This window comes from Magnetovibrio blakemorei, assembly GCF_001746755.1.
In the GTDB taxonomy this organism is placed as follows: domain Bacteria; phylum Pseudomonadota; class Alphaproteobacteria; order Rhodospirillales; family Magnetovibrionaceae; genus Magnetovibrio; species Magnetovibrio blakemorei.
Genome location: NZ_MCGG01000010.1, coordinates 23884 through 37936 on the forward strand (window position 1 = coordinate 23884; position 14053 = coordinate 37936).

Below are 14053 nucleotides of genomic sequence, written 5' to 3' on the forward strand. Positions count from 1 at the left end.
GCTGCAGATGGTCATGCCCGTCATTACGGGGCATCCAGGCGATGCATCCATTCACTGATAACCATTTTTTTGCGGATTTCAGACAGCGCGCCGGGCTGAGGCAGGGTGTGAAAGCGCGGCTGTTCCTTGCTGCGATATTGGGCGCAATCAACAGGGGTTAAGGCTGAAATGCTGGTGCATTTGCCGTTCGCCCAATAAAAACAACTGTTGTGCTGGCACTGTAGTTTGCTCATACCCATAACAACACCCGAAAATCCTTACAGCCAAAAGTCCTTACCGTTAATCTTTTGTAAACGGTTTAGGGGATGCAGGCTGTGACGTTGATCACAAGGCTCAGATCAATCGGGCGCAAAGAGGCTCGTCAGGGCATATCGGCTTGGCGCAGATATTCACGGATTTTGGTGTCGCTGGCGACGATGTGGCGCAGAACCCAAACCTGGACCAAGCTTACCAATCCTTTCCAATCGGCAACATCTTCGCCGTGAAGAATGCTCTCAGAAATTTTGCCAATTTCCTTACGCAGATCGTCGTGTTCGCTGAGGTGATGCTCATAGTCCGGGTAATGGATGTTGCGCATAATACGTTCTTCATAGTCAAAATGCCCAAGTGCATGGTCGACCAAATTTTTGAAGGCTGTTTGTTTTTTCGGCAATGGCGCACAATCATCGGAAAGTGTATCCAGAAGTGACTGCGACAAATAGATGAGTTCTTCGTGTTGTTGGTCCAAGGAAACAATGTCTGTGGAGAATTTATCTGACCATTCAAGTTCTTCGTGGGCCATGGTTTGGCTCCTTTTTGATTGGGGCTGACACTGATGCCCAAGAGCACGGGGAGTTGTCCGTTACTTCTTTGTATATTGTATACCTTGAACGGTGCGTCGCACAGCGTAAACGCTGAAAAATGAAGCTTTTATGCGAATCTGTAACATTTGTGACATATTTTTTTGAGGCTTGAATGCTATGTTCACGGGCTGAATATTTTAGAGAGTTTACGTAAAAACATGCACAGTCTAACCGAAGGCGAAAAATGCGGATTGGAGATCGAGCTGAAGTTCGAGCTGTCCGGGAGCGATGTACGTGCATTGTGTCGTGCTCCTGCGCTGAAAGCGATGATGGTTGCCCCTGCGCGAACCAAAACCCTGCGCGCTACATATTTTGACACGCCCGACAGCCTTTTGGCGGCGCGTGAATTGTCTTTGCGGGTGCGCAAAGAAAGTCGCCGTTATGTGCAATGCTTAAAAGCCATGGCCCCCAGTGCTGAGGGAGAGAACGTCACCGGATTTGCGCGCCTGGAATGGGAATGGCCACTGCCGGGACCGTGCTTGGATTTTTCCCATTTGCGCAACAATGCAGACATTATGGCGTTGTTAGAGGGCATCGAACTGTCCCAGCTCGGCGCCGTTTATTCAACGGATATCAAACGTCAAAGCCGTGAATTGCGCACCCCGGGCGGAGCCCTTATTCAGTGCGAAATCGATCAAGGCCGGGTTCTGGCGGGCACCCATGAAGCCCCCTTGGAAGCACCCGTGTATGAGTTGGAACTGGAGCTTGCGTCGGGCGATGAAGGGGAGCTTCTGGCCACCGCAGAGTTGATCGCTTCGCTGGTTCCGGCTCGACTTTCGGCGCGCACCAAAGCCCAGCGTGGACAGACTTTGGCGGGCGGACAGGGGCATGAATGGGTGAAGGCCCAGATGCCCAAATTGGCCAAGGGGGCGACGGCTGAAGAGGTCTTGCGCACGTCGGTTATGTCCGGACTCAAACAATTGATGGCCAATGAAGATTGTGTTTTGACGCGGTGCCATATTGAAGGTGTACACCAGATGCGCGTTGCGCTGCGGCGGGTCCGCTCAGTCATCACCACCTACAAAAAATTGTTACCCAAGGGGTCGTTTGAACATTTGAGCCAAGGCCTAAAGGAAGCAGGCTTTGCGCTGGGCGCTGCACGGGACTGGGATGTGTTTTTGGATGAAGTGCTGACCAACGTCGAGCGTGGCTTTGACAAAGATCCGGCACTGGCGGTGATGCGCAGGTACGCCGTGGGCAAACAAGAGCAGGCCTATTGCGACGTGGACGACCTTATTCACTCTCAAGACTATGCAAAACTGTTGACGCAAACGCTGGTGTGGGTGGCAAGCTCGCCATGGCGACGTGGAGAACCGAACGGCAAGGGCACGGATGCTCTGCAAATCCCCGCGACCAAGGTTGCTCAGCACATTTTGACCAAGCGCCACGCCCATGTTTTGAAGGCCGGAAAGGGCCTGAAAAACTTGAGCATCGAGCAACGACATATGCTGCGCATTACGCTTAAGAAAGCGCGCTATGCGGCTGAATTTTTTGCTGAACTTTATTCCCCCAAAAAAGCTCTGCCTTATTTGAAGGCCCTGAAATCCCTGCAGGAAAGTTTGGGCCACTTGAACGATTTGGCCACGGCGGAACGTTTGATGGGGGCGTTGATTGCGGACGGCGGGGATGTGGCCGCCTTGCATCGCGCAGCGGGCATGGTTGAAGGCTGGTTCATGCACGCGCAAAGCCGGCGTGAGAAAGACTTGCTCAAGGGCTGGAAAGCCTTTCGCGCCGCCAAGACGTTTTGGTGAGGCCGATAGCTTATTTTTTGCGTTTTTTCAGATATGGTGCCAAGTAGTGTCCGGTGTAGCTGGCTTTCACCTTGGCGACGTCTTCTGGCGTTCCCTCGGCGACGATTTCACCGCCTTTTGAGCCGCCTTCCGGTCCCAAATCAATGATCCAGTCGGCGGTTTTGATGACTTCCAAATTGTGCTCAATGACGATCATGGTATTGCCTTGATCGACCAAGGTGTGGAGCACTTCCAACAGCTTGTTGACGTCGTGAAAATGCAGCCCGGTGGTGGGTTCGTCCAAGATATAGAGGGTTTTTCCGGTGGCCCGGCGGCTGAGCTCTTTGGCCAGCTTGACTCGCTGGGCTTCGCCACCTGACAAGGTCGTGGCTTGCTGGCCCAAGTGGATGTAGCTTAAGCCCACTTGGTTCAAGGTGGACATCTTGTCGCGAATGGAAGGCACCGCTTTGAAGAACTCGGCCCCTTCTTCCACCGTCATGTCCAACACGTCGGCGATGGATTTGCCGCGAAATTGGATTTCCAGGGTTTCTCGGTTGTAGCGCTTGCCTTTACAGACGTCGCATTGGACATAAACGTCGGGCAAAAAGTGCATTTCGATTTTGATGAGGCCATCGCCTTGGCACGCTTCGCAGCGCCCGCCCTTGACGTTGAAACTGAACCGTCCGGCCTTGTAGCCGCGCCGTTTGGATTCCGGCAAACCCGCAAACCATTCGCGGATCGGCGTGAAGGCCCCGGTGTAGGTGGCGGGATTTGAACGCGGGGTGCGCCCGATGGGGGATTGGTCGATGTCGACGATCTTGTCGATGTGCTCAATGCCGTCGATGCGCTCATGGGCCCCGGCGTGCAGACGCGCCCCGTGCAGGCGGCGCGCCAAAGCTTTGTACAAAGTTTCGATCACCAACGACGACTTGCCGCCGCCCGACACCCCGGTGACGCAGGTGAACGTGCCCAGCGGAATGTCGACGCTGACGTTCTGCAAGTTGTTGGCTTGGGCGCCAATGATGGAGATGTACTGGCCTTTGCGCCCAGGGCGACGCTTGGCGGGCAGGGGAACTTCTTGCACGCCGTTCAAATACTGACCCGTCAGACTTTTGGGTTCCGCCATCACCTCTTCGGGCGTGCCCCGCGCGATGACGTGGCCACCGTGCACACCGGCACCGGGGCCTAAATCCAACAGATAATCGGCGGAGCGAATAGCGTCTTCGTCATGTTCCACAACAATCACGGTGTTGCCCAGATCGCGCAGGTGTTTCAAGGTTTCCAGCAAGCGATCATTGTCGCGTTGGTGCAGGCCGATGGACGGCTCATCCAGCACATAGAGAACCCCCGTCAGGCCGGAACCGATTTGCGAGGCGAGGCGGATGCGCTGGCTTTCACCCCCCGAAAGTGTGCCCGATGCCCGCGCCAAGGTCAGATATTCCAACCCCACATTGACCAAAAACCCAAGGCGGTCATTGATTTCGCGCAAAATCCGCCGGGCGATTTCGCGCTGCTGCTTGGTCATGGTCTTTTCTGCACCCAAGAACCACTTGGCCGCTTGCTCAATGGACATGTCGGTGACTTCGGAGACGTTCAGTCCGCCGATTTTGACCGCCAAGGCTTCGGGTTTGAGGCGATGGCCGCCGCAGGTTTCGCACTTGGTGATGGTTTGGTATTTGCCAAGCTCGTCGCGTACCCAGTTGCTGTCTGTTTCCAGCCAACGGCGCTCCATATTCGGCACCACGCCTTCAAACGGTTTGGTGACTTGGTAGTTTTTGCGCCCGTCGTCATAGCTCATGGTGACGGCTTCCCCGTTGGTGCCATAGAGCAACCGCTTGTGCACCTCTTCGCTCAAGTCTGCGTATGGGGTATGCAGATCAAAGCCATAATGGCGGCCTAAGCTGTCGAGGGTTTGCTTGTAATAGGGCGAGCTGGACCCCGCCCACGGTGCAATGGCCCCTTGGGCCAGGGTCAGGCGGTCGTCGGGAATCACCAGTTCGGGGTCGAAGTACATTTCCGTGCCCAATCCGTCACAGGCCGGACAGGCGCCAAACGGGTTGTTGAACGAAAACAGTCGCGGTTCGATTTCGTCGATGGTGAAGCCCGATACCGGGCAGGCGAACTTGGCGGAAAAAGAGGTGCGCTCGCCGCTGTCGGCGTCTTCCGTGAAGGCCAGACCATCGGCCAACGCCAAGGCGGTTTCAAAGCTGTCGGCCAAGCGGGTCCCTAAGCCTTCTTTGACGCTGACCCGATCCACCACCACTTCGATGTCGTGTTTGACCTTTTTGTTGAGCGTGGGCACGTCTTCGATGTCATAGACTTGGCCGTCGACTTTGACGCGCTGGAAGCCCTTTTTGGCCAGTTCTTGCAGCTCTTTTTTGTATTCGCCTTTGCGACCGCGCACAATGGGGGCCAAAAGCAACAGGCGGGTGCCGTCTTTCATATCCATCACCCGATCAACCATTTGGCTGACCGTTTGGCTCTCAATGGGCAAGCCGGTGGCGGGGGAATGAGGCACCCCGACTCGTGCCCACAAAAGACGCATGTAATCGTAAATTTCCGTCACCGTGCCGACCGTGGAACGGGGATTGCGGCTGGTGGTCTTTTGCTCGATGGAAATGGCCGGGCTGAGGCCTTCGATCCAATCCACATCGGGTTTGGACATCAACTCCAGGAACTGACGCGCATAGGCCGACAGACTTTCCACATAACGGCGCTGGCCTTCGGCGTAGATGGTGTCAAATGCCAGAGACGACTTGCCGGAACCGGACAAGCCCGTAATCACAACCAGTTTGTCGCGGGGAATCTTGACCTCGATATTTTTCAGATTGTGTTCGCGCGCACCGCTGACATGAATAAATTCGTGCATGGTTTATATCATCATCTTGTCGGTTTCGGAGGGGGTGCGCTTATCGCGCGTTGGAGGCATTGTAAGCCAGATGTAGCCTTATGTGGGGCAGGCGTAAAGGGGACACAAGGCACAAACTGCCCCAATCTGCGGAATGTTTTAAAAAGCACTGGATTTACAGTCCTTAAATGAGGAGAATACCAGAATGTGGGTAGGGGCTGGGGTACAAGCGGTCAACTTGTCTCGGCAAATGTCGAAAACACTTCTCGTCAAAGATAAGCTCTTGCGGGTTCGAGAGATTGCCACTTTGAGTGTAGGGATTATATGTCGGATTATAACCTGTCACGACTGAACTTCTTAATTGTCGATGATAACAAGCATATGCGGGCCTTGGTGAAGAGCATCTTGCACGCCCTTGGGGTTAAGAATGTTCTGGAAGCTTCAGACGGTGCTGACGCCTTTAAAGAACTTCGCCATTTTCCCGCTGACGTGATCATTTGCGACTGGAATATGGCTCCTTTGGATGGCCTCGATTTCGTGCGTATGGTGCGCACGGGCTCCGACAGCCCCAATCCTTTTGTTCCCATCATCATGTTGACCGGACACACGGAAATGAATCGGGTGATGGAAGCGCGCGATTGCGGCGTTCATGAATTTCTCGCCAAGCCGATTTCCGCTAAAAAACTCTATTCCCGCATTCGTTCGATTATTGAAAACCCCCGTTCATTCGTGCGCGCGGGCATGTATTTTGGTCCCGATAGACGCCGCAAAACCTTGGCAAATTACAATGGTCCAGAACGGCGTAAGGATGAAATGGAAGATGCAGGCGGTAGCACCGAGGGGGCAGAGTTGTCTCAAGATGAAATCAATGCGTTGTTGAACGGCTAGAGTTCGCAAAGAAATAATCATATATTTGTGGAATGCCGTGACAAAAGCCTTAAATCTTTACGGAGATGTCATAAATTCCCCAGTAAGGTATGTGATGGAAAGCGACTAAACAGAACACTTTTGAGGCGAATTTAGCCCATTGGACCTCAGTTCAGCATAGAAGTGCATAGGAATCTCCGATGTCAGACGACACACCAGAAAAAGAATCAACCAAGGCCCAGGTGATCAATCCACCACGAACGCTGCAAGGCAAGGTGGAGAAGGGCGGTCCCGGCGCGGTTGACTTAGAAGCGTTGGCCCGGGCGGAAAGTGTTATCGCTAACCTTGCCGATGATTATCTCGATTGGGTGAAAGAAGATTTGGTGCGCCTTGAAGCGGCTTATGATCATCTGCAAAAGGGCAGTGACGACGTCAAGGCTGACTTGGATGTGATTTTTCAGATTGCTCATGACATGAAGGGACAAGGCGGCAGCTTTGGCTACGATTTGATGACGGCGGTTGGTGATCACTTGTGTCGATTGGTCGAGAAGATGGAAAAAGCCGGCCCCCGTGAAGTGATGATGGTGCGCGTGCACATTGATGCTATGCGTGTGATCATCACCAAAGGTCTCAAAGGTGACGGCGGTAATGAAGGACGTCAGCTGCTGATGGGGCTGACTTTGGTCGGCGGTAAAGTCTAAGTCGTCTTTTTTTGAACGCCCTTTTAAAACCCGCTTCTAAACCCCGCCTCCGTTTTGGCGGGGTTTTTCGTTAGCCATTGAGGCGTTCGCGAAAGGCTTCCAACCACTCCAAATGGGCTTCCAGCTGATCGATGTCATGGTCCAGCCACGCCAATAAATACCCGGCATCTTTGCAGTGGTGGGTGCGCAGGTCGTCCAGGCGGGCCAGCTCCGTATCGCAATTTTCTATCAGCAAATCGACTTGTTCGCGCTGACCTCTGGGATCCAAAAGATGGAGAAAACGCAGCTTTAAGGTGGTGATGAGTTTGTTGACCTCACCCCCCGCCGAGCGAATGCGCGACGTCATCAAGGCTTTGAGTTCAGCGGTACCACTTTCCGTCAGGCGCAGTCGGGCGTCGTCTTCCATACCCAGGCCATCGATGGGTTCAACCAGCCCTTCGAATTTCAACAACTCAATGGATGTGCCCATGATGTCCAAAGACGGACCGGTGATGCGGCTGGTAAAATGGCGGATGGCGCTGGCCAACTCACTGTAGCGCAGAGGATCAGACGCAAGCGCAAGTGTGCCGAGAGCACACAAACGGATGGCTTCCTTGGGCGTCAGGGTGTTGTCAGCAAACATGGCGGGGCGCACATCTCCGTGAGAATCGCTGTCAGTATAACGAAGTGAGGTTAGCGGGTCACGCGGTGCTCTCAAGACATTTCAAACACAAACGGCGGTTCAAGGGGAACCGCCGTTTGTGTTCTTTAAAAGGCCCAATTTCTAAGCCGCGTCTTTTAAACCCAAACGTCCCCAGACCTCTTTGATCGCTTCAATCAGGTGATCGAAGTGCGCATCGGTGTGGTGCGGGGTAGGGGTGAAACGCAGGCGTTCCTTGCCGCGTTCGACGGTCGGGTAGTTGATGGGCTGCACATAAATGTTGTGGCGTTCCATCAAATCGTCGGAAGCCTGTTTGCACAGCACCGCATCGCCGACCAGAACGGGTACAATGTGGCTGACGCTGTCCATCACCGGAATGCCCGCATCGCGGAATCGCTGTTTCAGGGTGGCGGCGCGTTCTTGATGACGTTCGCGCAGTTCATTGTGGTTTTTCAAGTGGTTTACGTTGGCGCGCGCCGCTGCGGCAACGGCGGGCGGCATGGAGCTGGAAAAGATAAACCCAGTGCCGTAAGAGCGGACAAAGTCACACATGGACTGGCTGCCCGCAATGTAACCGCCAATAACGCCAAAGGCTTTGGCCAATGTGCCTTGAATGATGGTGATGCGGTCCATCACGCCGTCGCGTTCGGCAACGCCAGCACCGCGGGTGCCGTATAGACCCACGGCGTGGACTTCGTCCAGGAACGTCATAGCACCGTATTTATCGGCCAGATCGCAGATTTCCTTGATCGGAGAAATGTCGCCGTCCATGGAATAGACGCTTTCAAAAGCGATCATTTTGGGTCTTGCCGGATCAATGGATTTGAGGACATTTTCCAAGTCTTCAAGATCGTTGTGGCGAAACAGATGTTTTTCCGCGCGGGAATGGCGGATGCCTTCGATCATGGAATTGTGGTTTTTACTATCTGATACGATGATGCAGCCGGGGATCATGGCCCCAACCGTCGACAGCGTCGTCATGTTGGCGATCCACCCCGATTGAAACAGCAAAGCGCTTTCGGTTTGGTGCAGGTCAGCCAGTTCGGCTTCCAGCAAAACGTGTTCGTGCATGGTTCCGGAAATGTTGCGGGTGCCACCGGCACCGACCCCATAGCCCGCGGCAACATCTTGCATAGCCTTGATGGCGTCAGGATTTTGCCCCATGCCCATATAGTCGTTGGAACACCACACTGTGATTTCTTTGACCGTATCGTCTTTGTGCACGTAAGCCGTCGGGAATTTACCCGCTTGGCGTTGAATGTCGGCAAAAACACGATACCGACCTTCGGCCTTCAATTCGGCAATTTTGTCGGTAAAGAATTGCTCGTAGTTCATGTAGTCCTCCCATAGGGCAAGGCCGCTTTATAGGTATAGTGCGGGTTGTTGACCGCTCTTGGCGCCTGCTTCATTTTTTGTTGCGCCTATCTTACTCGAATCGAAGGATTTAAGGCAAGATTCCGCACTCAAAAGAGTGTAATTTTTCGAACATTGGCGTCCCATTGGGGCGGAAATGGGGCGTTTAAGGGGCAAAATGGCCCTCAACTTGTAGCCATTCCAAGGTTTGATCCAGAGCTTTGGCAAATCCCGCCAGCATTTCGGCAATTTCATCCCGGCTGATGATCAAGGGCGGTGAAAAGGCCAGGCTGTCGCCCATGGCCCGTCCGATGACCCCATTGTTCTGCAAAAATTTCGCGCACTTCATACCGACGCCCAGCTTGGGGTCGAAGCTTTCGCGGGTGGTTTTGTTTTTGACCAGTTCAACCGCCGCGACCAAACCGACGCCGCGTACTTCGCCAACCAGCGGATGGGATTTGAATGCCGCCAGTCCCGTTTGAAAGGCCGGGGAAATGTCTTGCACGGTGGAAACGATGTCGCGCTCTTCATAAATTTTGAGGGTTTCCAGCGCCACCGCACAGGCCACCGGGTGTCCGCCATAAGTATATCCGTGACCAAATACGCCCAGTTTTTCGCTTTGTTTGACCATATCGGCAAAAATTTCGTCACTGACCATCAGGGCTGAAATGGGCATGTAGGCCGAAGACAGGGCCTTGGCCATGGTCATCATGTCTGGTTTCAAGTCATACGTTTGACTGCCCCACATATTGCCGGTGCGGCCAAACCCACAGATCACTTCGTCCGCAATCAGCAAGATGTCGTATTTTTTCAAAACCGCCTGGATTTTTTCAAAGTACGTGGCGGGAGGGACGATCACGCCGCCAGCCCCCATAACGGGTTCGGCAAACATGGCGGCGATGGTGTCGGGACCTTCACTGAGAATCAATTGCTCCAACTCATCGGCGCGGCGGGTTGCGAACTCTTGCTCGCTTTCGCCCTCTTGACCGAAGCGATAATAATGCGGGCAGCCGGTGCGCAGAACCCCGGGGATCGGCAGATCGAAATCGTTTTGACAGGCCGGCAGACCCGTCAGGCTGGCGCTGGCGATGGTGACGCCGTGATAGGCCTTTTCCCGGGCGATGACTTTTTTCTTGAGCGGTTTGCCGCGCGCATTGTTGATGTACCACACCAATTTGAGCGCCGTGTCGACGGCTTCCGATCCAGAGTTGGCAAAAAACACCTTGCCCATTTTGACCGGGGCCAGCGCCAAAAGCCGTTCCGCCAAATCCACCGTGACGTCGGGAACTTTGTGGGTGAACGAATGATAAAAGGGCAGGCGGCTCATGGCTTCGGTGGCGGCCGTGACGAGGCGCTTTTCACTCCACCCCAACGAGGTACACCACAACCCGGCCATGGCTTCAATATAGGGCGTCCCGTCTTCGCCGAAGACGCGCACACCTTCGCCGCGGCTGATCACCAATGGTCCCGTATCTTGGTGGACTTTGAGATTGGTATAGGGGTGAATGAGCGTCTCAATGTCGCGCTGTGCGGTCGAATTCGGCAATGATGGAGGCATGGTGAGCCTTGTGACAAAGTGTTGCAGATGGGTTGAAGAGACCCTGACCCTAGCTTCTGCCATCGGGTCAGGCAGTGCAATCCTTTTCCGTATCCGCGTTATTGAAGGTCCACATATGACTGGCTGTAATCAACAATTGTGGGCAGATGAACGGTGACGGTGGTGCCGCCATCTATAACGCTGTCAATGCTCAACGAACCCTTGTGCAATTTCACGAACGAGTTGACCAAAAATAATCCCAGTCCACTGCCCTCATGGCTGCGGGTATAGATGTCACTGAGCTGTTCGAACGGTTCGAGGATTTTGTGTTGTTTGTCTAAGGGAATGCCCGATCCGGTGTCGCTTACGATGATGTCGATCATGTCACCGCTTCTATGGGCGACCTCAAGGTTGATCAGTCCGCCTCGGGGGGTGAATTTTATGGCGTTGCTGAGCAAGTTCAAGACGATTTGTTTGATGCGCATGGCATCGCCGCGCAAATTGGGCAGTTCATCCTGAATTGAGCTGTGTAAGTTTTGTTTGGCGAAGTCGGCCTGGGGTTGCATCATTTCAAGGCACGAATGGCAAATTTTCGCGATATCAATGTATTCATCGCGGATTTCCATGGTGCCTGTTTCAATGCGCGAAACGTCCAAGATATCGTTGATAACGTCGAGAAGATGTTGCCCCGATGATAAAATATTGGCGCCGTATTCAACGTAATTCTCATTGCCTATGGGACCGAACATTTGCCCCTTGATCATTTCTGAAAAGCCGATGATGGCGTTGAGCGGGGTGCGCAATTCATGGCTCATATTGGCCAAAAACTGGGTCTTGGCATAGCTGGCAAGTTCGGCTTGTTCTTTGGCGGCAATCAGTTCGGCCATGTCGCGTTTGCGCTGGGTGATGTCTTCTTTGACGGCAAGATATGAGGTGACTTCCCCCAGTTCATTTTTAATTGCCGAAATAGAGGCGTATTCCCAAAACAGCGTGCCGTTCTTGTGCTTGTTATGAAACTCGCCGCGCCATTCGCCACCCGCCGAAATGGTCTTCCATAACTGTTGGTATTCCGTGGAGCTTTTTTCACCGGAACTGATCATGCTTGCTTGTTGACCAATGGCTTCTGCGGATGTGTAGCCGGTCGAGTCTTCGAATTTCGGATTGACGTAAGTGATGTTGCCCTTGGTGTCGGTGATCATCACACTGGCGGGGCTTTGTTCGACCGCGAGCGAGAGTTTGCGCATTTCAGCTTCGGCTTGTTTGGTTTGCGTGATGTCGATGCGTACGCAGGCAATGCCGCCATCGGCCATGGGGCTGTCGGTGGCCAGCATCCACACACCGTTGGCAGAGCGCACCACATAGGAACGCCCAAGGGCGTGGGTCAGAGAATCTTCAAGGAGGTGGGTGTTGTTGTCGTGGACCTTTTGGTAAATGCGCGCATCCACACACGCTTTGTAAAAATCGCCAAACGACACGCCGACGTGAAGCGGTATGCCGAGTTCTTTATGGAGACGGGCGAAGGTGGGGTTCCAAAAAGACAATTGGCTGTTGGTGTCAAAAAAGGCAAAGCCTTCACCAATGCTTTGTGCCGCGTCGCGAAACTGCCGAGAGATACGATCTGACTCATCGTGGGCATTGCGTAAATGCCTCAAGGCTAAGCCAAGTCCGATGAAAAGTGCCATGGACAAGGTGAGAAGGATCACACGAAATTGGTTGGCGGTTTTGATTTGCGCGATGGAATTATCCATATCCATGGCGATGATGCGATCCAGCGTGGCAAGGGTCGGCAACTTCAAAAGGTCTGTCATGTTCGTGGAGATGTCGGAGATCGCATTTATATTTGCGCGCACGTGATGCAGAACTTTTTCAACTTCCGTACGTTTTGTAGGGGAGAGTTCTACGGTCTCCAAAGCGGTGATGCTGGCGACAAGGTTCTGCTGACTGGTTTCGGAAGGCAGCAGGTTATGAATGAGCATCGCGCTTAACACCTGGTGCAGTGCGGCCACATCCGGACCAAATTGACCTTGGGTAATGCGGGCGACTTCCAAGGGTACGTAGTTCAGCGTGTTGCGCATGATGGCTGCACGGGATTTTATGGTTTCCGTCAAGTCCAGTTTTGCCGCCAGCAATGATTTGAAGGTGTCGAGGCTGTCGTCCACCTTCGCACTCACCAGACCCGCGAGACCCGTGGAAGGATCGCTCAGTTTTGTGCTCAGAGCCTTCATGCGTGAAACGGTGTCGACGATGCCGTCATAATGCTTCAACTGCAAAGAAACGGCTTTCAGCGTTTCTTCGTTCAACTGGGTGTCGAGCTGCTTCAAATTCAATAGATCGCGCGATGCCGCGTTATGGCGATCCACGTCCATGAGACGGGTTTGAAAATAGAACACCAAAACCAGGGCGGCAGTCGTGGCAAGGAGTATATATGCAACACTGTGAGAAGGTTTTTTCATTGCGGATCAAACCGTTTGTATTCGCCAGCCAAGCTTTCTAAAAATGCGACAATATCGTTAATGTCGTTTTCAGCAATCTCTCGCCCCAGTTGATACTTGGCCATGTTGCGCACCGCGTCGTTTAACGTTTTGGCACTGCCGTCGTGAAAATAGGGGGCCGTTAAGGCCGCAACCCGCAGACTGGGCACTTTAAAGACAAAGCGATCCTGTTCGCGTCCGGTGACTTGAAAGCGGCCCATGTCACTGTCTTTGACGTCGCCACGATCTTTGAAGTAATCCTCCATAGCCCCCATGGTCTGATACATGTTGCCGCCGACGTTAACGCCTTGATGGCATGCCGCACATCCGTAAGAGACAAACAGGGCGTAACCGTTTGCGGCTTGGGGGCTGATGGCGGTCATATCGCCTTTAAGGTATCTGTCAAAGGGGGCATCGACGGTGACCAAGGTGCGTTCAAACGTGGCAATGGCATCAACGATGTTTTCGGCGGATATTTCCGCATCGTAAGTGGCTTGAAAGGCGTTGGTCATAAAAGGATCGCGGTTCAGCTTTGCCACGACTTCAGCCCAATTTGATCCCATTTCGGACGGGTTGTGGACGGGGCCGGAGGCTTGTTCTTCCAAGCTTTCAGCGCGACCATTCCAAAACTGGGTGAAGTTGTAGGTGCTGTTGAAAACGGTTGGTGTGTTGACGGAACCTTCTTGGCCATCAATGCCAATGGGTTTTGTCCGTCCGTCAACGCCGCCATTGCTGAGGTTGTGGCAACTGGCGCAACTGATGGAATTGTCTTTGGACAGGCGGGGGTCGTAAAACAACATCTCCCCCAAGCGGACCTTTTGGGGATCGACGTCGGCAAGCTCGGGCACGGACTGAGGCATCGGAGACAAAGACCGCCCACGCCAGTTATCGGGCTCATCATCAGCCACGGCCAAACTGGACATAAACAGAAAAACGCACGCGCCCGCCGCAATCCAGGCCGGACGGATAAAGAATGGGGCTGAGGGTGTCAATGTTGTACCTAAGGGCAGTTGCTCATCCGGGGGGGTAGTCTAAATACATTATAAGACATGAACTGTCACTTA

Annotated in this window: 11 protein-coding genes; 3 read left to right on the forward strand and 8 right to left on the reverse strand. The window is 53.6% G+C overall.

Annotated features, from left to right (window positions below; translation table 11 throughout):
* Positions 1–23: 23 nt before the first annotated feature.
* Together BEN30_RS03500 and BEN30_RS03505 are read right to left on the reverse strand one after the other, a co-directional pair.
* Positions 24–233, reverse strand: coding sequence for a hypothetical protein (locus BEN30_RS03500; protein WP_139134827.1), 210 nt, complete (start codon positions 231–233; stop codon positions 24–26).
* A gap of 128 nt (positions 234–361) precedes the next feature.
* Positions 362–781, reverse strand: coding sequence for a bacteriohemerythrin (locus BEN30_RS03505; RefSeq protein WP_069956966.1), 420 nt, complete (start codon positions 779–781; stop codon positions 362–364).
* Positions 782–1000: 219 nt separating this feature from the next.
* On the opposite strand from BEN30_RS03505, the gene BEN30_RS03510 reads away from it, so the two are divergent.
* Complete coding sequence (locus BEN30_RS03510) at positions 1001–2593, forward strand: CYTH and CHAD domain-containing protein (protein ID WP_069956967.1); 1593 nt, start codon at positions 1001–1003, stop codon at positions 2591–2593.
* Positions 2594–2603: 10 nt separating this feature from the next.
* On the opposite strand, the gene uvrA is transcribed toward BEN30_RS03510, so the two are convergent.
* Positions 2604–5441: an excinuclease ABC subunit UvrA gene (gene uvrA / locus BEN30_RS03515; RefSeq protein ID WP_069956968.1), complete on the reverse strand. Its 2838-nt coding sequence runs from the start codon at positions 5439–5441 to the stop codon at positions 2604–2606.
* A 303-nt stretch (positions 5442–5744) separates the two neighbouring features.
* On the opposite strand from uvrA, the gene BEN30_RS03520 reads away from it, so the two are divergent.
* Together BEN30_RS03520 and BEN30_RS03525 are read left to right on the forward strand one after the other, a co-directional pair.
* Complete coding sequence (locus BEN30_RS03520) at positions 5745–6308, forward strand: response regulator (RefSeq protein ID WP_069956969.1); 564 nt, start codon at positions 5745–5747, stop codon at positions 6306–6308.
* Between the two features lie 179 nt (positions 6309–6487).
* Complete coding sequence (locus BEN30_RS03525; protein WP_084004958.1) at positions 6488–6988, forward strand: Hpt domain-containing protein; 501 nt, start codon at positions 6488–6490, stop codon at positions 6986–6988.
* A gap of 70 nt (positions 6989–7058) precedes the next feature.
* Here BEN30_RS03525 and BEN30_RS03530 read toward each other — a convergent pair whose 3' ends face one another.
* The 5 genes from BEN30_RS03530 to BEN30_RS03550 form a co-directional block, all read right to left on the reverse strand.
* A complete protein-coding gene (locus BEN30_RS03530) occupies positions 7059–7610 on the reverse strand; it encodes a hypothetical protein (RefSeq protein WP_069956970.1) in 552 nt (183 codons plus the stop codon).
* Positions 7611–7751: 141 nt separating this feature from the next.
* Positions 7752–8963: a 5-aminolevulinate synthase gene (hemA, locus tag BEN30_RS03535; RefSeq protein WP_069956971.1), complete on the reverse strand. Its 1212-nt coding sequence runs from the start codon at positions 8961–8963 to the stop codon at positions 7752–7754.
* A gap of 184 nt (positions 8964–9147) precedes the next feature.
* Entirely contained in the window at positions 9148–10539 is a 1392-nt protein-coding gene (locus BEN30_RS03540; RefSeq protein WP_069956972.1) for an aspartate aminotransferase family protein, read from the reverse strand.
* Between the two features lie 98 nt (positions 10540–10637).
* Positions 10638–12971 (reverse strand): DAHL domain-containing protein, encoded by a 2334-nt coding sequence (locus tag BEN30_RS03545; RefSeq protein WP_069956973.1) that lies wholly within the window; start codon positions 12969–12971, stop codon positions 10638–10640.
* The gene (locus BEN30_RS03550) at positions 12968–13981 is read right to left on the reverse strand and encodes a cytochrome-c peroxidase (RefSeq protein WP_211563274.1); all 1014 of its coding nucleotides are present in this window, start codon (positions 13979–13981) and stop codon (positions 12968–12970) included. Before BEN30_RS03550 ends, BEN30_RS03545 begins: the two co-directional genes overlap by 4 nt.
* Positions 13982–14053: the final 72 nt, after the last annotated feature.